Source organism: Vogesella fluminis, from assembly GCF_014652335.1.
In the GTDB taxonomy this organism is placed as follows: Bacteria; Pseudomonadota; Gammaproteobacteria; order Burkholderiales; family Chromobacteriaceae; genus Vogesella; species Vogesella fluminis.
In genome coordinates this window covers 1-21,130 of record NZ_BMYP01000042.1, presented here as the reverse complement: position 1 = coordinate 21,130, position 21,130 = coordinate 1, and the positions used below count along the sequence as shown (strand labels likewise).

Genomic DNA, 21,130 nt, shown 5'->3' with positions numbered 1-21,130 from the left:
CTGTGTTTTGGATGATCCGAATTATCTCATACGGCTCGTTAAGTCCGACAGGCTGCTAGGACGCAGTGCAGGGTGCTGCGGCGGCTTGATTGCCATCGGGTGCTGCGGCGCGGGCAACACCCTCGGCCTGCCGGTTCATCTCTGGATAAACGCCACTGGTGCTGCCGTTTTGTCTTGCATGGCGTGAGCGCAAGCGAGCCTGAACCGCTGCCCACGCCGCGCGCCGGTGTTGTCGCGCCCAAGGTTGGCCGCAATCTGGTACAAGACGCCGCCGCCGCCACGGGCTACCGTGGGCCTATTTGGCGGAGGGCAGGGCGATGGGAACGGGCGTGTTGTATGCACTGGCGGCGGGGCTGATGTGGGGGCTGGTCTTCGTCGGTCCCTTACTGCTGCCGGAATATCCGGCGGCGCTGCAGTCGGTGGGGCGCTACCTCGCCTTCGGCCTGATCGCGCTGCTGCTGGCGTGGCTGGATCGGGTACGGCTGCGCGAGCTGACGCGCGACGACTGGCTGGAGGCGCTGAAACTGGCCGCCATCGGCAACCTGCTGTACTACCTGTGCCTGGCCAGCGCCATCCAGCGCGCCGGCGCGCCGCTGCCGACCATGATCATCGGCACGCTGCCGGTGGTGATCGCGGTGAGCGCCAACCTGCGCGACCAGCGCCGCGACGGCCGCCTGCCGTGGCGGCAGCTGTGGCCGTCGCTGCTGCTGATCGGCGTCGGCATCGGCTGCGTCAACAGTGTCGAGCTGGCGGCGCTGCAGCGCGAGGCGGGCGGCGATCTCGGCCGCTACCTCAGCGGCGCCCTGCTGGCGACGGTGGCGGTGGCGTGCTGGACCTGGTACCCGCTGCGCAACGCCGACTGGCTGCGCCATCATCCCGGCCGCAGTCCGCGCAGCTGGGCCACCGCGCAAGGCGTGGCGACACTGCCGCTGGCGCTGCTCGGTTACGCGCTGCTGTGGGGCGGCATGACCGTCGCCGACAGTCCGTTCGCGATGCCGTTCGGGCCTCGGCCGCTGGTTTTTCTCGGCCTGATGGCGGTGATCGGCCTGTTCGCCTCGTGGCTGGGCACGCTGTGCTGGAACGAGGCCAGCCAGCGGCTGCCGACCGCGCTGGCCGGGCAGCTGATCGTGTTCGAGACGCTGGCGGCGCTGGGCTACGCCTTCCTGCTGCGCGGCGAGTGGCCGGCACCGCTGACCCTGCTCGGCATCGCCCTGCTGATTGCCGGCGTACTGTCGGCGCTGCGCGTCAGGCCGCAGCCGGTGGCCGCCACCGCCCACGCCGGCTGAGGCTTTGCCCGCCGCCCGCGCGGGGGCGGGCTTTCCTTGTTTGTCATCAAGGTTGGCCGCAGCGGCGTTACGGCATGATGTCCGCCATGAATTCTCCCCGTATTTCCCCGCCGGTGTGGCCGGCCTGGCTGTGGCTGTCGGCACTGACCCTGCTGCTGGCATTGCTGAGTGAATCGCATACCGGCGGTGTGCTGCTGGCAGTGCTGACGCTCGGCGGCGCCTGGCTCAAGGGTGTCGCCATCATCGAATCGCTGATGGCGCTGCGCCATGCTCCGCTGTGGCTGCGCGGCATCGTCCACGGCTGGCTGCTGCTGGTGTGCGGGGGCCTGCTGATCAGCTTCACCTAGGAATCCACCCGATGAATGCGCCTGCCCGTGCCGCACTTGCGGCCAACCTCCCGTTCTATCAGCCCGTCGCCGACGAGTGCACGGTATTCGAAACCGCCTGGCGCCAGCAGCTGCCGGTACTGATCAAGGGCCCGACCGGCTGCGGCAAGACCCGCTTCGTCGCACACATGGCGGCGAAGCTCGGCCTGCCGCTGTTTACCGTATCCTGCCACGATGATCTGTCCGCCGCCGACCTGGTCGGCCGCCACCTGATCGCCGGCGGCGACACCCGCTGGTGCGACGGCCCGCTGACGCGCGCAGTGCGCGAGGGCGGCATCTGCTATCTGGACGAAGTGGTGGAGGCGCGCAAGGACACTACCGTGGTGTTGCATCCGCTCACCGACGACCGCCGCATCCTGCCGATCGAGCGTACCGGCGAAGAATTGCAGGCACCGCCCGGCTTCATGCTGGTGGTGTCGTACAACCCCGGCTACCAGCACGTGCTGAAGACGCTGAAACCGTCCACCCGCCAGCGTTTCGTGGCGCTGAGCTTCGATTTCCCGCTGCCGGAAGTGGAGCGCGCGGTGGTGCAGCACGAGGGCGGGGTAGACGAAAGGTTGGCCGCACAGCTGGTGACGCTTGCCGGCCAGATCCGCCGCCTCACCGGCTACGATCTGGATGAGGCGGTCAGCACCCGCCTGCTGGTGTACTGCGCCAAGCTGATCGCCAGCGGCATGGCCGTGCGCCTGGCCTGCCGCACCGCACTGGTCGAGCCGCTGTCGGACGAAGCGGACACCCTGGCGGCGCTGATGGCGGTGGTGGACACCCAGTTCGGAGCCTGACATGGAAGACCTTGTTGGCGGCTGGTGGGACAAGCTGATCCGCCGCACCGCCTACCGCGGCTATCCGCAGGCGGCGGTGGCACTGGCGCAGATCGAGAAACAGGCGCCGCTGTTCTTCCGCGCCATGGGTGGTGATCCGGCGCTGACCCTGCGCACCGCCGTCGGCACCACCCACGGCGCGCGGCGCCGGCTGCTGGAGCGCATCGCCGGCACCGGTGAGCAGGTCGAACTGGCGTGGCGCGACGGCCAGTCGCTGTACCTGCCGGAGAAGATCGACCTGTTCCCCGACGCAGCGCGCAACCGCGAGCTGTACTTCTGGCTGATGGCGCTGGCGGCGCAGCCGCAACACGGCGACGGCGACGATGGCAATGGGGACTGGCTGACGCGCAACCGCCGCGCCAGTGCCGCCTGCCTTGCCGCGATGCCCGGCCTCGCCGCGCTGTACCAGCGGCTGGTGACGGCACTGTTGCCGCTGCGTGACACGCCGCGCGACGCCGCTGCCGCGGCGCAGGAGGCGGCGATCTGTCAGGCACTGCAGCAGCCGGAAGCCGCCATTGCGTTGCCGCCGTGCCGTACCCCGCCGCAGCCGGTGCTGCTGTGGCTGCACCCGACGCCGCCGACCGCGCCGACCGCAGGTACCGACGACAAGCAGACGCCGGAGATGGAAGACAGCGACAGCAAGGAGACGAAGAAAAAGCGCCGTTACCGCGCGCGGCGCGACACGGCCGACGAGCGCAAGAACGGCATGTTGCTGGTGTTTCGCGCCGAGAGCATCTTTACCTGGGACGAGTACGTGCGTGTCAACCGTCATACCGATGACGATGATATCGAAGACGCCGGTGCCGCCGCCGAGGACATGAACACACTGACCATCAGCCGCGACAACCGCCGCCGCGCCAGCCGGCTGAAGTTCGACCTCGACCTGCCGGCCGCCGCCTACGACGACACGCCGCTGGGCAGCGGCATCCTGCTGCCTGAATGGGACTACAAGCGGCAACGGCTGGTGGCCGAGCACTGCTGCCTGAAGCCGATGCTGCCGCGCGACGCCACCCCGGCGCCGCTGCCGGACCAGCTGCAACCGCTGGCACGGCGACTGCGCCGCCAGTTCCAGGCGCTGTCGCCGGAGCGTACCCGCAAGAGCGGCGAGGCCAGCGGCCCGGACATCGACCTCGACCGCCTGATCCGCTTCCTCGCCGAGAAACGCAGCGGCGTGGCGGTGGCCGAGCCGCCGCTGTACCAGGCGTGGCCGCCGGGCGGGCGCAGCATGGCCTGCCTGCTGCTGGCCGACCTGTCGCTGTCCACCGAGAGCTGGCTTGGCGAAGCCGGGCAGGTAATCGGCGTGATCCGCGACAGCCTGCTGCTGTTCGCCGAGGCGCTGTCCGCCTGCGGCGACGCCTTCGGCCTGTACGGCTTTTCCTCGATCCGCCGCGACGAGGTGCGTTACCTGCTGCTGAAGGATTTTGCCGAGCGCTACGACGACACCACCCGCGGCCGCATCCTGGCGCTGCGCCCCGGCTACTACACGCGCATGGGCGCGGCGATCCGCCAATCCACCCGCATCCTGCTGGAACAGCCGGCGCAGCGCCGCCTGCTGCTGATCGTGTCTGACGGCAAGCCCAACGACCTCGATCACTACGAAGGTCGCTATGGTGTGGAAGACACGCGCCAGGCGGTGCTGGAGGCGAAGCGGGCAGGGCTGATTCCGTTCTGCGTCACGGTGGACAAGGAGGCCGGCGAGTACCTGCCGCACCTGTTCGGCCGCCGCGGCTACAGCGTGGTGCACGACGCACGACGCCTGCCGCAGGTGCTGACCAGTCTGTACGCCAGCCTGACCGCCTGACGCACCACGATGTACAGAAAAGGTTGGCCGCAATCGTGCGGCCAACCTTTTTTGCTGCAGGAGTGGGGTTCAGTACAGATAGATGCCGTGCGGCTGGGGCGGTGGTACCGGCATCGGCTGGCGCAGGATGCCGCACACCGTCGCTTCGATGTTGTGGCATAGCGCGGTCAGCGGCAGGTCGTTGCCTTCCTTGCCGAACGGTTCTTCCAGTTCCTCACCCAGCACGTCCAGCGCCATATAGGTGTAGGCGATGAACACCGCGATCATCGGCGTCAGCCAGCCGATGCTGGTGGTCAGCCCGAACGGCAGCAGCAGGCAATAGATGGTGACGGTGCGGTTGAGCAGGATGCGGTAGGTAAACGGAATCGGCGTGCCGCGGATGCGTTCACAGCCGCCTGCCACATCGGACAGCGTATCCAGATTGCTGTCTATGCTTTGCCACTGCCACTGGTCGATGCTGCCGCTGTGACGCAGGCCGGCATTGAGGCGGTGCAGGTAACTCAGGATCAGGGCCGGCTGGTCGGGTGAATCGGCAATCGCCTGCCATTCTTCCTTCGGCAGCAGGCGCTGCAGATGAACAACGACGTTATCCTCGCGCAGCTGGCCTTTCAGCGCATAGGCAAAGGCGCAGACGCCGTGCAGCAACTGGCGTGATTCGGGCCGGGTGCCGGCGATCGCCAGCAACTTTCCGGCCAGGGTGCGCGCCACGTTCAGCAGCGCCCCCCACTGTTTGCGCGCCTCCCAGAAGCGCTCGTAACTGACCGAGTTGCGGAAACTGAGGAAGATCGCCAGCGACACCCCCATCAGCGTGAAGATGTAGATGTTCAGTGACGACTGTGCATGCTGGCTGATCCACCAGTTATTGGCAAAGGCAGACAGCAGCGAGATGAGAAAAACCAGGCATAGCCGGGGCAGGATGCGTGGCAATACCGAACCGCGCCAGACGAACAGCAGCTCGAACCAGTGATGACGGGAGTGAATGATCATTGTCGGGAATGGGAAATAACCGGGATGGGACGGTCTGACATCATAGGCGCTGGCCGGCCGTCGTCACAAGACTGGCAGGTGCTGCGGGCAGATTTTTTTGTGCACTGCCGCAGATGGTTGCCGGCACCTCGTATTCCATTGACAAGCGTCAACTTTTTTTGTGCACTGCCGCAGACTGCCGCCGGAGCCTCATATTCCATTGACAAGAGTCAATGTTGGAGGTGTTGCAGCGGATGATGATGCACGCATTAATTTCCTCAAAGTGTGGTGGAGAGCATCATGAAAAGCTTCAGAATAAGTGCACTGGCACAAGGCGTATTACTGGCAACCTTGCCGTTTGCTGCGTCGCTGGCCCTGGCGGACGCCGTCAGCAAGCCGGCGGTTCAGAGCCAGCAGGAGATGCACAAAAACAGTGATCCCAAGGCGCCGCCGATGACCAAGGCCGAATTCGAGCAGGCCAAGCAGATTTATTTCGAGCGCTGCGCCGGCTGTCACGGCGTGCTGCGCAAGGGCGCAACCGGCAAGCCGTTGACGCCGGACATCACTCTGGGCAAGGGTACCGACTACCTGAAGGTATTCATTGGCTACGGCAGCCCGGCCGGCATGCCGAACTGGCAGTCCTCGGGCGAGATGGATGCCGCCACGGTGGATCTGATGGCGCGCTATATCCAGCAGGAACCGCCGACACCGCCGGAGTACTCGCTGGCCGATATCGAGAAGACCCGCAAGATCTACCTGCCGGTAGAAAAGCGCCCGACCAAGAAGATGAACAGCTACAACCTGGAAAACATCTTCTCCGTCACCCTGCGTGACAGCGGCGAGGTGGCGCTGATCGACGGTGACAGCAAGCAGATCATCAACATCATCAAGACCGGCTACGCAGTGCATATCTCGCGCATGTCCAAGTCCGGCCGCTACCTGTACGTGATCGGCCGTGATGCCCGTATCAACCTGATCGACCTGTGGCTGCCGAAGCCGGACAACGTCGCCGAGGTCAAGGTCGGACTGGAAGCGCGCTCGGTGGAAACCTCCAAGTTCAAGGGCTTTGAAGACAAGATCGCCGTGGCCGGTACCTACTGGCCGCCACAATTCGTGATCATGGACGGTGACACCCTGAAGCCGCGCAAGGTGGTGTCCACCCGTGGCATGACGGTGGATAACGAGTACCACCCCGAGCCGCGTGTGGCCTCCATCGTCGGCAGTCACTACAAGCCGGAGTTCGTGATCAATGCCAAGGAAACCGGCAAGATCATGATGGTTGACTACTCCGACCTGAACAACCTGAAAACCACCACCCTTGATTCGGCCAAGTTCCTGCACGATGGCGGTTTCGACAGCAGCGGCCGTTACTTCCTGGTAGCGGCCAACGCCTCCAACAAGATCGCGGTGGTGGACACCAAGGTCGGCAAGCTGGCCGCACTGGTCGATGTCGGCAAGATCCCGCACCCGGGTCGTGGCGCCAACTTCGTGCATCCGAAATACGGCCCGGTATGGAGCACGTCACACCTGGGCAGCGAGGAAGTAACACTGATCGGTACCGACCCGGTGAAACATCCGCAATATGCGTGGAAAGCCGTGGAAACCTTCAAGGGTCAGGGGGGCGGCTCGCTGTTCATCAAGACCCATCCGAAATCCAAGAACCTGTGGGTGGATACCCCGCTGAACCCGGATGCCAAGATCAGCCAGAGCGTGGCGGTATACGACATCAACAATCTGGCCAAGGGCCCGCAGATCGTTGACGTGGCCGGCTGCGCCAAGCTTGGCGATGACGGTGCCAAGCGTGTGGTACAGCCGGAGTACAACAAGGCCGGTGACGAGGTGTGGTTCTCGGTGTGGAGCGCCAAGAACAAGCAATCGGCCATCGTGGTGGTCGATGACAAGACCCGCCAGTGCAAGGCGGTGATCAAGGACAAACGCCTGATCACTCCGACCGGCAAGTTCAACGTATTCAACACCCAGCACGACGTTTACTAACCCTTGGCGCGGGCCACAATCCGGCCCGCCGCGGAGAACATCATGAAAACATCCCTGCTTACCACATTGCTGCTCAGCGGCAGCCTGTTGCTGGCATCCAGTGCCCATGCCTCGCTGGACCTGGCAAAGAAAAACAGCTGCCTGGCCTGTCACGCTATGGACAAGAAGCTGGTCGGCCCGTCGTTCAAGGACATTGCCAACAAGTACAAGGGCCAGAACATGCAGGCCAAGCTGGAAGAGAAAGTGAAAAAAGGCGGTGCCGGCAGCTTCGGCCCGGTGCCGATGTCGCCTAATCCGCAGGTGCCTGATGCTGATGTCAAACAGCTGGTGAAGTGGGTGTTGGCACAGTAAGTACTGCTTTATCATGCGAGCCGGTCCGGCCAAAGCCGGGCTGGCCGCTGCGGCACGGACTTTGATCGCAGCAGGCGCTGCCTGCTGCCGTGAAAGCCTGACCGGAATCCCGCCATGAAACTGCCTTCCTGTTGCCGTACGCTGACGGCAAAATGCCTGTTGCTGGGCTGTTGTGCCGCCCTGTTCATCAGCGAAGCCGTCTATGCCGATAGCGGCATCATCTCTCCCGCCCCGCAGCGGGCCGCCGAGTTGCGCCATTTGCTGCGTGAAGATTGTGGCGCCTGTCACGGCCTTACCCTCAACGGGGGGCTGGGTAGCCCGCTGACCGCCGTCGCGCTGGCCGGCAAGCCGGCCGACAGCCTGGTCGCCACCCTGCTTGATGGCCGCCCCGGCAGTGCCATGCCGCCATGGCGGCCGTTCATGAGCGAATCCGAGGCGCAGTGGCTGATTCAACAATTGCAGCGGGGGATGACGCCATGAGCACGCGTGCAAGGTTGGCCGCAATGGCGGCGGGTACGCTTGTGCTGCTGGCCGGCTGTGCCACACCGGCATTGCGCGGCAGCGGCGATCTGGGCGTGGTGATCGAGCGCGCCGCCGGCAGCGTGCAGGTGGTCAGCAACAGCAGCAACACCATGCTGGCACGCGTCGACGGGCTGGGCGACCTGTCCCACGCCTCGCTGGTATACAGTCGCGATGCGCGCTACGTGTACGTGTTCGGCCGCGACGGCGGCATCAGCAAGGTCGACATCCTCGCCGGCAAGCTGGTGGCGCGGGTGATGCAGGCCGGCAACAGCATCGGCGGCGCCATTTCCAGCGACGGCCGCATCGTGGCGGCGCAGAACTACAGTCCGGGCGGGGTCAAGCTGTTCGATGCCGACAGCCTGGCGCTGCTGGCCGATATCCCGGCCGTGGGCGATAACGGCCAGCCGTCCAAGGTGGTAGGCCTTGCCGATTTGCCCGGCAACCGCTTCGCCTTCAGCCTGTTCGAAGCCGGCGAGATCTGGGTGGCGGATGCGGCCAATCCGCGCGCGCCGCAAGTCACCAAATACCGCAACGTTGGCCGCAATCCCTACGACGGCCTGGCCAGCAGCGACGGTCGCTACTACATCGCCGGCCTGTACGGCGACGACGGCCTGGCACTGCTCGACACCTGGCAGCCGCAAGCCGGTGTGCGCCGCATCCTGGATGGTTACGGTCGTGGCCGCGAACCGCAGCCGGTGTACAAGATGCCGCACCTGCGCGGCTGGAGCATTGCCGGTGGCTATGCCTTCCTGCCTGCCATCGGCCATCATTCGGTGCTGGTAGCGGACAACCGCAGCTGGCAGGAGGTGGCGCGGGTGCCGGTGTACGGCCAGCCGGTATTCGTGATGGCGGAGCCGTCCGGGCGCCGCGTGTGGGTCAACTTCGCCTTCCCGCACAACGACACCGTACAGGTGATCGACGTGCCGACGATGCAGGTGGTCAAGACACTGAAGCCCGGCCGCGCCATCCTGCACATGGAGTTCACCGCCCGTGGCGACGCGGTGTGGCTGTCCAGCCGCGACGACGACAAGCTGGTCGTGGTCGATACCGCCACCTTCCAGACGCGGCAGCAACTGCCGGCGGCCAATCCGTCCGGCATCTTCTTCAGCTGGCGCGCCGGCCGGATGGGCATGTAATGGGCGCGCCGCAAGAGCTTTACGGGCAGCCCGCGCCGCTGCTGGCGCTGCTGGACCGCTACCAGCGCGATTTCCCGCTGCAGCCGCAGCCGTTCCGCCTGCTGGCGGAGGAGGCGGGCATGACGGAGCCCGCCTTGCTCACGGCGCTGGCGCAGGCGCGCGCCGACGGCCTGCTCGGCCGCGTGGGCGCGGTGTTTGCGCCCAATACCGTCGGCGTCAGCACGCTGGCGGCGCTGGCGGTGCCGCCGGTGCGGCTGGACGAGGTGGCGGCGCGGGTCAGCCGCCTGCGCGAGGTCAATCACAACTACGCGCGCGAACACCGCTACAATCTGTGGTTCGTGCTGACGGCCCCGGATCGCGCCGGCATCGACGCCGCGCTGGCGCAGATCGCCGCCGACACCGGCCTTGCGCCGCTGGACCTGCCGCTGGAGCGCGAATACCACATCGATCTCGGCTTTGCCCTCGGCGCCGACGGCCCGGCCCGGCGGCCAACCCTTGCCCCGCCGGCTCCGCGGCTGGACGACGCCGATCGCCGCCTGATCGCGGCGCTGAACGGAGGCATTGCGCTGCAGTCGCGCCCGTTCGCGTTGCTGGCCGATGCCTGTGCGCTGCATGAGGACGAGGTGCTGCAACGGCTGCAGAGCTGGGTGGGCAGCGGCGTCATCCGCCGCTTCGGTATGGTGCTGCGCCATCACGAGCTGGGTTTTCATGCCAATGCAATGTGCGTGTGGCAGGTGCCGCCGGCAGCGCGCGATGCCATCGGTGCGGCACTGGCCGGCGATCCGGTGGTGACGCTATGCTACGCGCGGCCGCCGCAGGGCGCGCACTGGCCGTACAACCTGTTCTGCATGATCCATGCCCGCGATGCCGCCGGCGCCCGCGCCGCCGCGCAAAGGTTGGCCGCAAACCATAGCCTGGCCGCGATGCCACAGGCGGTACTGATTTCCACCCGCCGCTATACCCAGCGCGGCGCCCGTTACTGACCGGAGTCCTGCCATGAACGCACCATTGACCCACGCCGTGCCCGCCGCCGATACCCCACACGCGGCCGACGTGCCGGATACGGTGCTGGACACGTCGGACAGCCTGATCATCGACACGCTGCAGGGCGGCTTCCCGCTGCTGCCGCGACCGTACGCCGCCGTCGCCGACAGCATCGGTCTTGATGAAAGCGTGCTGCTGATGCGGCTGCAACGGCTGCTGGCCAGCCGGGTACTGACCCGTTTCGGTCCGATGTACCAGATCGAACGCATGGGCGGCGCCTTCGTGCTGGCGGCGCTGGCAGTGCCGGAGGCACGCTTCGATGCGGTGGCGGCACAGGTGAATGCCTTGCCGGCGGTGGCGCACAACTACCGCCGGGAACACCATTTCAATATGTGGTTCGTGCTGGCCACCGCCACCCCCGGCGGCATCGCCGATGCCATCAGCAGCATCGAAGCTGCCACCGGCCTGCACGTGTACGATTTTCCCAAGCTGCGCGAATACTATGTCGGCATGCGCTTCGCGGTCGGTGGCCAGGCGCCGGTCGGTACGCTACCGGACAGCCGCGAGGACAATTGCGAGGTGGAGCTGGACGAGCGTGACCGGGATCTGATCCGCGCGAGCCAGGGCGGGTTGCTGCTGCTGCCGCGGCCGTACCGGGAACTGGGCGATATGCTGGCGATGCCGGAGGACGAGGTTTGCCGGCGGCTGGAGCGCATGCTGCAAAACGGCGTCATCCGCCGCATCGGCGCGGTGCCCAACCATTACGCCATCGGCTATGCTGCCAACGGCATGGCGGTGTTCGATGTCGATGATGCGCAGATTGATGTGCTGGGCGAGCAGGTTGGCGGCTTGCCGTTTGTCAGCCACTGCTACCGGCGCCCGCGCCGGCTGCCGCAGTGGCCGTACAGCCTGTTTGCCATGTGTCACGGCAGCAGCCGCGACGAGGTGTTGCAGCAGGTCGCCGCCATCCGCCAGCTGCTGGGCAACGCCTGTCGTGACCACGAGGTGCTGTTCTCCACCCGCATGCTGAAAAAGAGCGGGCTGCGCATCTGAGCCGCGCCGTTTTTTTGCCGGCGGCACTGGAAATTGTCACGGCTATCGCCAACACTTCAGCCAGTGGCAGTACGGATGCGTGAACGGTCTGCAGGCACTGCCCGTCAATATCAATTGCCGGTATGCTTGCCGATATGGAAACCAAGACCTGCGCGCCGCTGGGCAATTTCATCGACCTGATGCTCGACGCCATCTGCGTTGTCGATGCCGAGGGCCGCTTCGTGTTCGTCAGCGCCGCCTGCGAACGCATTTTCGGCTACGCGCCGGAAGAGATGATCGGCAAGCCGATGATCGAGCTGGTGTTGCCGGAAGACCGGCCGCGCACGCTGCAGGCGGCCAAGCAGATCATGGCCGGCCAACCCAATCCCCACTTCGAGAACCGCTACATGCGCAAGGACGGGCAGGTGGTGCACATCATGTGGTCGGCGCGCTGGTCCGAGCGCGAACAGGTGCGCGTGGCGGTGGCGCGCGACGTGACCGAGCTGAAGCAGGCGGCCTCGATACAGGCGGCGCTGTACGCGATTTCCGAGGCGGCGCACGCGGCGGAGGACATGATGGCGCTGTTCCGGCGCATACACCGCATCATCGGCGAGCTGCTGCCGGCAGACAATTTCTCGGTGGCACTGTACGACGCGGTGCACGACCAGCTGAGCTTTCCCTACCACGTCGACGTGCAGGAGCCGTCGCCGGTGGTGCGCAAGCCGGCCGCCGGCACACTCTGCGCCGAGGTGATCCGCAGTGGCCAGCCGTTGCTGCTGACCCCGGAGACGCTGGCCGACTCCCCGGCGCACCTGCGCCAGATCGTTGGCCGCAAGTCGCTGTGCTGGCTGGGGCTGCCGCTCAACTCCTCCCGCGGCACCATCGGCGCGCTGGTGCTGAAAAGCTACTGCGGCGGCGTACGCTACGGCGAAAAGGACAAGGAGCTGCTGCAGTTCGTCTCCAACCAGATCGCCACCGCCATCGAGCGTCACCAGCTGCACGCGCGGCTGCGCTACATGGCGCAGTACGACGAGCTGACCGGGCTGCCCAACCGCGGCCTGCTGTTCGACCGGCTGCATACCGCGCTGGCGCGGGCGCGGCGCGAACAGGGGCGGCTGGCGCTGCTGTATCTCGATCTCGACAAGTTCAAACAGGTCAACGACACCCACGGCCATGCGGTAGGCGACCAGCTGCTGCGCGCGGTCGCCAGGCAGCTGAAGCAGTGCGTGCGCGAGACCGACACCGTGGCGCGCATCGGCGGCGACGAGTTCGTGGTGCTGCTGGAAAGCCTGCAGCAGCCGGAACACGCGCAGCCGGCCGCCGACAAGCTGCGCGGGGCGCTGGACCAGCCGCTGACCATCGACGGCCACAGCCTGCGCATCCTGCCCAGCATCGGCGTCGCGCTGTACCCGGAGCACGGCGACACCGCGCAGGCGCTGCTGCGCCACGCCGACGGCGCGATGTACCGGGCGAAGAAGGGCGGCGAGCCCCGCCTGCCGCCGCAGGATCATTCCCTGTCCGGTGACGGCGGCTGCGCGCCGCAGCCGGCGTAAGCGCCCTGACTCCGCTATCCCTCTGCCAGACAAAACGTTGGCCGCAGGCACCCGCTGCTTGCGGCCAACGTTGTCATGCGCTCAGGCGGCGGCCGGGGCCGGCAGGCGCGACCGGCCCTGGTGATTCACCCACAACGATGCCAGGATCACCGCGCCGCCCAGCGCCAGGCGTGTCAGGTCGGTATCGCGGTTCCAGATCAGCACGTTGACCAGCAGGCCGACCGGTACGTGCAGCTCGTTCATGATCGCCAGCGTGCCGGCGCTGACGCGGGTGCTGCCCTTCACCCACCAGTACATGCCCAGTGCGGTGGCGAACAGGCCCATGTATACCAGCACGCTCCACTGCATCGCGGTGTGCGGCAGACGCGCCGGGTTGCCGAAGACCAGATAGGACGGCAGCGCCAGCAGCAGCGCACCGAGGAAGAAATGGCCGAAAAAGCGGTGCAGCGGCTGCGATACCGGATAGTGCTGCAGCAGGCGGCGGCACAGCACCTGACCGGCGGCAAAGGTGAGGTTGGCCAGCTGCAGCAGCAGGAAGCCGGTCAGGTACTCGCCCTCCAGCGGCTGAAAGCGGATGATGATGCCGCCGCTGACCGCCACTGCGGCGGCCAGCAGTGCCCAGCGGTTGAGACGGCGCGCCAGCGCATCGTCAAGCAGGGTGACGTAGATCGGCGTCAGCACAGTGAACAGCAGCACCTCCGGCACCGTCAGCACGGCAAAGCTGCGGTACAGGCACAGATAGGTGACGCCGAACTGCAGCGCGCCGGCCAGCCAGAAGCCGGCCACCAGCCGCGATGGCAGTCCGCGCCAGAGGGTAAACGGCAGGAACACCGCGGCGGCGATCAGCACGCGCAGCAGCACGGCGAAGTCGCTGTCGACCTTGCCGGCCAGGTATTCGCCGATCAGGCTGAAGGAAAACGCCCACAGGACGGTAACGATGATCAGGTGACGCATGGAATGGCTTTGTAATGTCGGGACGGGGTGGCGATGATAGGCGATGGCGCGCCGCTTGAAAACGGCGGGCGTGAGCGTATTGTGCGGCAGGCACTACAATGAAGTAAGCGCCGCCGGGCGTGAAACGCTAACGGCCCGTCCCGCCAGCGGGCAGGGGCAGACCGGAGGGGACCGCATCATGACTTCCTTGTACAAGCAGCGTGGCTGGTATAACGGCGTCTACTTGTTTACCGCCGTCCTCGTGCTGGTGCTGTTCATGTCGCAGCCGTGGTTGCTGCTATTGCTGCTATTGCTGCTGGCGGCGTTGGCCGGAGCCGGTATCGTGGTCGGTATCGCGCATGGTGGCCACTACCTGAGGCAGTGGCTGAGGCAGCATCCTCTGCGCTGGCACTGAGCGGCACGGCTGGCCGGAGCGGCAAGCTCTTGACTGTGGTCAATGAGGCCGTCCGGTATAAGTCCGACGATGACGCCATCGTCATTGCAGGATGGCTGTCATGCTACGCCTTACCCATTATTTGCAAAGCCTGTTGCAACCTTCTCCTGTTGCGCGGTCGCGCAACCCGCTCGGTCCGGTACTGATCTGGAACCTGATCCGCCGCTGCAACCTGACTTGCCAGCACTGCTACTCCATCTCCGCCGACAAGGATTTTGCCGGCGAGCTGAGTACCGCCGAAGTATTCGCGGTGATGGACGATCTGAAGGCTTTCGGCGTGCCGGTACTGATCCTGTCCGGCGGCGAGCCGCTGCTGCGCCCGGATATCTACGACATCGGCCGCCGCGCCAAGGAAATGGGTTTCTACGTCGGCCTGTCCAGCAACGGGACGCTGATCAATGCGGCCAACGTTGGCCGCATTGCCGATGTCGGTTTCGATTATGTCGGTGTCAGCCTCGACGGTATCGGTGCCACCCACGACAAGTTCCGCCGCCTTGACGGCGGTTTTGCACTGTCGCTGAACGGCATCCGCCTGGCGCGCGACGCCGGCATGAAGGTCGGCGTACGCTACACCATGACCGAGCACAATGCCCATGATCTGCCGGCGCTGCTGCAGCTGGTGAGCGACGAGGGCATCGACAAGTTCTACTTCTCGCATCTCAATTACGCCGGCCGCGGCAACAAGCACCGCGACAGCGATGCCCGTCACGCGCGCACGCGCTGGGCGATGGAACTGCTGATCGAATCCTGTCTGGCCCACATCCGGGCCGGTACGACCAAGGAATTCGTCACCGGCAACAACGATGCCGACGGCGTCTACCTGCTGCAGTGGGCGGCGCGGCACTATCCCGAGCAGCTGGACGCCCTGCGCCAGCGTCTGACTCAGTGGGGCGGCAACGCCAGCGGCGTCAACGTTGCCAATATCGACAACCTCGGCAACGTGCATCCCGATACCATGTGGTGGAAGGTGACGCTGGGCAATGTACGCGAGCGGCCGTTTTCCGAGATCTGGCCGGATGTCTCTCATCCGCTGATGGCCGGTCTCAAGCAGCGGCCGCGGCCAGTACATGGCCGCTGTGCCGCCTGTGCCCACCTGGCAATCTGTAACGGCAACACGCGGGTGCGGGCATGGGAACTGAGCGACGACTTCTGGGCCTCCGATCCGGCCTGCTACCTCAGCGATGCCGAGATCGGCGTGGCGGAGGGGGCCTACACATTGCCGCAGCTGACGCCGTGGCAGCGCATCATGCCGCAAGTGGAGGGGTGCCGATGAGACTTGCCAGCCTGTTGCTGGCCGGCATGGTCAGCCTGCCGCTGGCAACGGTCGCCGCCAGTCCGGCCGATCTTTACCAGCAGCATTGCCTCAGTTGCCACGGCGCCCAGCGCATGGGCGCAATGGCGCCGGCGCTGTTGCCGCAGAGCCTGGAGCGCATCAAGCCGGCCGAAGTGCTGGCGGTGATCCGTCATGGCCGTGCTGCCACGCAGATGGCCGGCTTTGCCGGCACGCTGTCCGACGCCGAAATCAGCGAGCTGGCGGGGTGGCTGGCGACGCCGCCGGCGACGCCGCCGCTGTGGCGCGAGGCGGATACTGCCGCGTCGCGCATCCAGTATGCCGACCCGGCAAAACTGCCGCCGCGGCCAGGCTTTGCGGCCAACGTTGATCCGCAAAACCTGTTCGTGGTGGTGGAGGCCGGCGATCACCATGTCACGGTGCTCGATGGCGACCGTTTCACCCCGATCACGCGTTTCAAGAGCCGCTTCGCGCTGCACGGCGGGCCGAAGTTTTCGCCCGATGGCCGTTTCGTCTACTTTGCCAGCCGCGACGGCTGGGTGACGCAGTACGATCTGTACACGCTGCAGCCGGTGGCCGAGATACGCGTCGGGCTGAACACCCGCAACGTGGCGGTATCCGGCGACGGGCGCTGGGTGCTGGCCGGCAACACCTTGCCGGAAACGCTGGTGCTGCTCGACGCCAACGGGCTGAAACCGGTAAAAACCTTTGCGGTGAAGGACAAGGCGGGCAAGCCGTCACGGGTGTCGGCGGTGTACGATGCCGCGCCACGGCAGAGCTTCGTGGTAGCGCTGAAGGATGCCGCCGAGTTGTGGGAGATATCTTATAATCCGCAGGCGGCGCCGATCTATCCCGGTTATGTGCATGATTACCAGATGGGCGAGGGGCTGGCGGTGCCCGGCTTTCTCAGTCCGCGGGTGACGCCGCTGTCGATGGTGCTGGATGACTTCTTCTTTGACGGCGATTACCGCCATGTAATGGCCGCCTCGCGCGACGGCCAGGCACAGGTGATCAATCTCGATGCGCGCAGCAAGGTGGCGACATTGCCGCTGGACGGCATGCCGCACCTCGGCTCCGGCATCACCTTCGAGCAGGGTGGTCATCATTACATGGCGACGCCGAACCTGAAGAGCGGCCGTGTGACGGTGATCGACATGGACCGCTGGCAGGTGGCGGCCGACATCGCCACGCCGGGGCCGGGTTTTTTCCTGCGCAGTCACGAGAACACACCTTATGCCTGGGTGGATGCCATGATGTCGCCACGCCGCGATACACTGACCATCATCGACAAGCGCACGCTGCAGGCAGTGCGCCAGCTGACGCTGCGACCGGGCAAGACCAATGCCCATGTCGAATTTACCCGCGACGGCCGCTACGCATTGGTCAGCATCATGGAAACACCGGGCGAACTGGTGGTGGTGGATGCGGCGACGTTCAGGGAGGTGGCGGCATTGCCGATGATGAAGCCGATCGGCAAGTACAATGTATATAACAAGGTAACCCGCTCGGAAGGCACAAGCCACTAGCCCGGCCCTGCGGGTTTTGATCCAGACGCGATCCACAAACGAAACGTCAACAGACCCTGGGGTTGGCCGCAGATCGCAGGCCCTAGCCCTTTTGGCTGAGGGGGGCGCCCCTTTTGGTGCATGGCGGCGCACGGTAGCTGCGCGTAGCCTTGTGTCATCCCTTACGGGCGGGTGCGATACCCGCAGGAAAACAGCAATGAATCATATTGATATCCGGACTTTTTTGCAGCATCAGCCACTGTTCCAGCAACTGACCGATGAGCAGCGCGAAGCGCTGGTGCCAGGCACCCGCGAGGTGCGTGGCCAGAAGGGGCAGGTCATCTTCCAGAAGGGTGATCCCTGTGACGGCATGTATCTGGTGGTATATGGCAAGGTCAAACTGGCGCTGACCGCGCAGAACGGCACCGAAAAGGTAATGGAAATCCTGCATCCGAGCCAAAGCTTTGCCGAGGCAGTGATGTTCCTGGGCCGGCCCTATCCGGTAATGGCGCAATTCGTCGAGGACGGCCTGCTGCTGCATGTCAGTGCCGAGGTGATTTTCAGCGCCCTGGCCGAGGACCCGGCCTTTGCCCAGCGCATGCTGGCCGGTCTGGCGCTGCGCCTGCACAGCCTGGTGCGCGATGTGGAACGCTATTCGGTAGAGAGCGCGGTGCAGCGTGTGGTCGGTTACTTGCTGCAGGTGGAGGACGATGCCAGCACCGGCTCGGTGGTGCACCTGCCGGTCAACAAAAACCTGATTGCGTCACGACTGAACCTGACGCCGGAAACCTTTTCCCGCGTGCTGCACCAGCTGGCAGACGAGGGGCTGATCGAGGTGCGCGGCCGCGACATCGTGCTGAAGGATCTGGATGCCATGCGCGACTTCGGCGTAGCCTGAGCCGGCCGCTCCCGTCATGGTCATGACGACACCGCCCCCGCCATGCCGGCCGGGGCGGTGTTTGCATTGCGGCCAACCTTGTCGTGGCTGCTTTACGGCGGTGCCGTTGTGCTGTTCGCCCGTGCCTGTACCAGCCGGGCAAAGGCGTGGGCCGGCACCGGCGGGCTGATGATGTAGCCCTGGATGATGTCGCAGCCATTGTCACGCAGGAAGGCCAGCTGTTCCTCTTTCTCCACGCCTTCGGCGATGACAGTCAGCCTGAGACTGTGTGCCATGGCGATGACGGCCTGGGAAATGGCAATGTCGTCTTCGTCATGCGGCAGGCCGTCGACAAAGGACTTGTCCAGTTTCAGGCAGTCGATGGGGAATTGCTTGAGGTAACTGAGCGACGAATAGCCGGTGCCGAAATCATCGACATCAATGTGCAGGATGCCCTTGTTACGTATCTGCATCAGGATGTCGACCGCACATTGCGGATCGTGCATCAGGACGCTTTCGGTGACTTCCAGCTCCAGGAAGCGCGGATCCATACCGGTTTCTTCAAGAATGTCGGCAATGGTGGCTGCCAGGTTGCTGCGTTGCAACTGCCGCCCGGAGAGATTGACGGCGATGACCAGCGGCGGCAGTGAGTCCGCCTCCTGCCAGCTGCGGATCTGGGTGCAGACGGTTTTCAGCACCCAGCTGCCAACCTGTTCGATCAGGCCGGTTTCTTCCAGGATGGGGATGAATTCGCCGGGAGAAACCAGCCCTCGCTGCGGATGCCTCCAGCGCAGCAGTGCCTCGGCACCGGTAATGCAGCCGTCCGCCAGATTGAGTTTGGGCTGGTAGTAGACTTCGAACTCGCCGCGGGCCAGCGCGCGGCGCAGGCCGCTTTCCATTTCCAGCCGGTCGGAGGCAAGGGTATTCATCTCGCTGGTAAAGAAGCGGTAGCCGTTGCCGCCGTCTTCCTTGGCACGGTACATCGCGGTATCTGCGTACTTGATCAGGTGGCTGCTGTTTTCGCTATCAGCCGGATAGACGGTGATGCCGATGCTGGGCGTGACGAAGGTTTCCTGGTGCCCAAGGTGGAACGGCGCCGCGAACACTTCGATGATCTTGCTGGCCACGCCAGCAGCATCCTCGGCCTTGCTGATCTGCTCCAGGATGATGGTGAACTCATCGCCACCCAGGCGTGCCACGGTATCCGTATCGCGTACGCAGGCCAGCAATCTTGCCGAGGCCTCGCACAGCAGCTGGTCACCCAGGTCGTGGCCCAGCGTGTCGTTGATGGTCTTGAAACGGTCCAGGTCAATAAACATCAGTGCCACCAAGCCTTTGCTCCGCTCCAGCCGGGTCAGCGCCTGGTTGAGGCGGTCATGAAACAGCGCCCGGTTTGGCAGGCGGGTCAGGGTGTCGTAGTGGGCCAGCACCTGCAGCCGGTTTTCGGCCTGGCGCCGCTCCATGGCAATGTGGACCAGGTGGGCGGCAACCCACATCAGTTCGCGGTCATGCGGCTGCTGTCTGGACGGGTCGCGGTAATGCGCCACGATCAGCCCCAGCAGCGCGCTGTCAGAGGAGCGCACGGCTACCGCAAAACAGGCATGCACGCCATGGTTTGCCATCAGGCGGCAGTAATCTGCCCAGATCGGATGGTTGCCGATGTTCTCGATCACGCCGCTGTATTCGTCCGACAGACCATGTTGCGGCATGTTTTCCAGTTTGGTGATCGCGGTAAAAACCTTGCCCAGCACCACTTGCTCGTGATGGATGATGCGGTCGACCACATTGCTTGGCAGGCTGCGCCCGGAAACGCAGGCCAGCTCTACGCCTTCACTGTCTTTGCGGAACAGGATGGTGCAGAACATTTCGCCGGACAGTACCTCTACATGATCGGCCAGTACGCCCAGTGCCGCTTTTAAAGGTTGGCCGCAGACTACCATTTCCAGCACTTCATTCTCGATGGATAGCAGTGCTTCGGCCTGTTTGCGGTTGCTGACATCGCGGAAACTGGTTACCCGCCCGACTACCTGGCCATTGACGAACTGCGGCTGGGAGTTCCATTCGAAGTGACGCCCGTCGCGCAATTCCAGCGTGCTGCCCTGGTTGACGTCTATGTGCCTGGTCAGATCCTTGATCGTTGCCACAAACGTGGCCGGATCACGCAGCTTGTTGCTCAGCTCCAGCAGCGTTTCATTGGTGTTGGCATAGAGACTGGCTGAACGGTGCAGGTGCCACATGTCACGAAAGCGCTGATTGGCAACCACCTCACGACCGCAGATGTCGGTGACAAGAATGCCGTCGGCAGTGGATTCCAGCGTGGCCGAGAAAATGGACAGGGATTTGGCCAGCTTTCCCTCCGCCACCTTGCGGATGGCGATTTCCTGCAGGGTACGGTGGAAAACACGCATTGGCAGGTCTCTCAGCGCGATGAAGGCAATGGTCCCGAGCATCATCCCCGGCACGAACATTAACAGCGCATACAGCAGCAGCGGAAGAATGGAATGGCTTAGCACCAGTTGCCCGCTACGTCCGGCATCCAGGTTCAGGGCTGCGCTACGGGTCAGGCGCGGCGCGGGGGGCTCCACATTCTGGCTGGCCAGCAGTTGCTGCTGGTCATCGGTGATGCGGATGCTGGTATCGGAGGGCAGCCACTCCAGTGCCGCCAGCACGGCTTGCGGCGAATGCGGTGCGCCCCATGTGGCTGCCGACCCGGTGGCGCGGTAAATCCCGGCCTGCAGTGCCGATTCCAGGCGGGCGACATCGCTCTGGTAGCCGACAATGAAGAAGACGAGCGGTACCAGCAGGGTAACCAGTGTGCCGCCACCCCAGGCCAGACGTGCGACCAGGGTCGGCATCTCGGGTGGAAGGTCATGAAGGTCGTTTGATGGCTCAGAGTTCATGGTGTCGGGCCAAATCCCTGTTATTTGCCGGAGCAGGCGGGCCGTCAGTCTGGCAAACCGCCCGCATTCCCCTAACAATAGGCCATTCCCGGTTGATGATTTGTCATGTTTTTTGCCGTTATTCGTAAGGTGAGTATTTTTGCCGGAGCAACTGCAAAGATGGCATTGCCGGCATGGTGTGTTCCGGTAAGTATGGATGATACAAAAACCCCAGCAAACACAAGGCTTGCTGGGGTTTTGTTTACAAAAACAATCTAGTGTAGTGTTCCGTTCTTCTTGGAGCTTAAGCGGCGATTCGCGCGCATGACCTTCTGCAGAATGTCGCGAGCGCTCTTGG

20 protein-coding genes are annotated in these 21,130 nt (G+C 64.7%); 17 read left to right on the top strand and 3 right to left on the bottom strand.

Features of this window, described 5'->3' with window-relative positions; genetic code table 11:
• The 5 genes from IE083_RS15855 to IE083_RS13470 all read left to right on the top strand — a co-directional run.
• The coding region (locus IE083_RS15855; RefSeq protein WP_229799751.1) for a hypothetical protein at positions 1-187 on the top strand (187 nt) is incomplete at its 5' end.
• Between the two features lie 142 nt (positions 188-329).
• Entirely contained in the window at positions 330-1,286 is a 957-nt protein-coding gene (locus tag IE083_RS13485) for a DMT family transporter (protein WP_229799750.1), read from the top strand.
• A gap of 86 nt (positions 1,287-1,372) precedes the next feature.
• Positions 1,373-1,633, top strand: coding sequence for a hypothetical protein (locus IE083_RS13480; RefSeq protein WP_189354405.1), 261 nt, complete (start codon positions 1,373-1,375; stop codon positions 1,631-1,633).
• Between the two features lie 11 nt (positions 1,634-1,644).
• On the top strand, positions 1,645-2,454 hold the full coding sequence (locus tag IE083_RS13475; RefSeq protein ID WP_189354403.1) for a CbbQ/NirQ/NorQ/GpvN family protein: 810 nt from the start codon (positions 1,645-1,647) through the stop codon (positions 2,452-2,454).
• A gap of 1 nt (position 2,455) precedes the next feature.
• Entirely contained in the window at positions 2,456-4,294 is a 1,839-nt protein-coding gene (locus tag IE083_RS13470; RefSeq protein ID WP_189354401.1) for a nitric oxide reductase activation protein NorD, read from the top strand.
• A gap of 69 nt (positions 4,295-4,363) precedes the next feature.
• On the opposite strand, the gene IE083_RS13465 is transcribed toward IE083_RS13470, so the two are convergent.
• Positions 4,364-5,281, bottom strand: a complete 918-nt coding sequence (locus IE083_RS13465) for a bestrophin family protein (RefSeq protein WP_189354399.1) — start codon at positions 5,279-5,281, stop codon at positions 4,364-4,366.
• Between the two features lie 279 nt (positions 5,282-5,560).
• Between IE083_RS13465 and IE083_RS13460 the strand changes: the two genes are divergently transcribed.
• From IE083_RS13460 to IE083_RS13430, 7 genes are all read left to right on the top strand, one after another.
• On the top strand, positions 5,561-7,255 hold the full coding sequence (locus IE083_RS13460) for a nitrite reductase (RefSeq protein WP_189354397.1): 1,695 nt from the start codon (positions 5,561-5,563) through the stop codon (positions 7,253-7,255).
• Positions 7,256-7,297: 42 nt separating this feature from the next.
• A complete protein-coding gene (locus IE083_RS13455) occupies positions 7,298-7,606 on the top strand; it encodes a c-type cytochrome (RefSeq protein ID WP_189354396.1) in 309 nt (102 codons plus the stop codon).
• A 114-nt stretch (positions 7,607-7,720) separates the two neighbouring features.
• On the top strand, positions 7,721-8,086 hold the full coding sequence (locus IE083_RS13450; protein ID WP_189354394.1) for a c-type cytochrome: 366 nt from the start codon (positions 7,721-7,723) through the stop codon (positions 8,084-8,086).
• Positions 8,083-9,264, top strand: a complete 1,182-nt coding sequence (locus IE083_RS13445) for a cytochrome D1 domain-containing protein (protein WP_189354392.1) — start codon at positions 8,083-8,085, stop codon at positions 9,262-9,264. The genes IE083_RS13450 and IE083_RS13445 overlap by 4 nt, the downstream gene beginning before the upstream one ends.
• Positions 9,264-10,247 carry a siroheme decarboxylase subunit beta gene (gene ahbB / locus IE083_RS13440; RefSeq protein WP_189354390.1) on the top strand — a complete coding sequence of 328 codons (984 nt, stop codon included), beginning with the start codon at positions 9,264-9,266 and terminating at the stop codon, positions 10,245-10,247. The genes IE083_RS13445 and ahbB (IE083_RS13440) overlap by 1 nt, the downstream gene beginning before the upstream one ends.
• A gap of 13 nt (positions 10,248-10,260) precedes the next feature.
• Positions 10,261-11,301, top strand: a complete 1,041-nt coding sequence (gene ahbB / locus IE083_RS13435) for a siroheme decarboxylase subunit beta (protein ID WP_189354388.1) — start codon at positions 10,261-10,263, stop codon at positions 11,299-11,301.
• 134 nt (positions 11,302-11,435) lie between these two features.
• Entirely contained in the window at positions 11,436-12,833 is a 1,398-nt protein-coding gene (locus tag IE083_RS13430) for a diguanylate cyclase domain-containing protein (protein ID WP_189354386.1), read from the top strand.
• Between the two features lie 81 nt (positions 12,834-12,914).
• Here the strand turns inward: IE083_RS13430 and IE083_RS13425 are convergent, their stop codons facing one another.
• Complete coding sequence (locus IE083_RS13425) at positions 12,915-13,787, bottom strand: EamA family transporter (RefSeq protein ID WP_189354384.1); 873 nt, start codon at positions 13,785-13,787, stop codon at positions 12,915-12,917.
• Positions 13,788-13,965: 178 nt separating this feature from the next.
• Between IE083_RS13425 and IE083_RS13420 the strand changes: the two genes are divergently transcribed.
• The 4 genes from IE083_RS13420 (at position 13,966) to IE083_RS13405 (ending at position 17,914) form a co-directional block, all read left to right on the top strand.
• Positions 13,966-14,181 carry a hypothetical protein gene (locus IE083_RS13420; RefSeq protein ID WP_189354382.1) on the top strand — a complete coding sequence of 72 codons (216 nt, stop codon included), beginning with the start codon at positions 13,966-13,968 and terminating at the stop codon, positions 14,179-14,181.
• A gap of 100 nt (positions 14,182-14,281) precedes the next feature.
• Positions 14,282-15,493 carry a heme d1 biosynthesis radical SAM protein NirJ gene (nirJ, locus tag IE083_RS13415; protein WP_189354380.1) on the top strand — a complete coding sequence of 404 codons (1,212 nt, stop codon included), beginning with the start codon at positions 14,282-14,284 and terminating at the stop codon, positions 15,491-15,493.
• Positions 15,490-17,037, top strand: a complete 1,548-nt coding sequence (locus IE083_RS13410; protein WP_189354378.1) for a nitrite reductase — start codon at positions 15,490-15,492, stop codon at positions 17,035-17,037. The genes nirJ and IE083_RS13410 overlap by 4 nt, the downstream gene beginning before the upstream one ends.
• 196 nt (positions 17,038-17,233) lie before the next feature.
• Entirely contained in the window at positions 17,234-17,914 is a 681-nt protein-coding gene (locus IE083_RS13405) for a Crp/Fnr family transcriptional regulator (protein WP_189354376.1), read from the top strand.
• A gap of 92 nt (positions 17,915-18,006) precedes the next feature.
• Here IE083_RS13405 and IE083_RS13400 read toward each other — a convergent pair whose 3' ends face one another.
• On the bottom strand, positions 18,007-20,748 hold the full coding sequence (locus tag IE083_RS13400) for a sensor domain-containing protein (RefSeq protein ID WP_189354374.1): 2,742 nt from the start codon (positions 20,746-20,748) through the stop codon (positions 18,007-18,009).
• Positions 20,749-20,898: 150 nt separating this feature from the next.
• Here IE083_RS13400 and IE083_RS13395 point away from each other — a divergent pair, with 150 nt between their 5' ends.
• Positions 20,899-21,051: a hypothetical protein gene (locus IE083_RS13395; RefSeq protein WP_189354372.1), complete on the top strand. Its 153-nt coding sequence runs from the start codon at positions 20,899-20,901 to the stop codon at positions 21,049-21,051.
• Positions 21,052-21,130 lie beyond the last annotated feature (79 nt).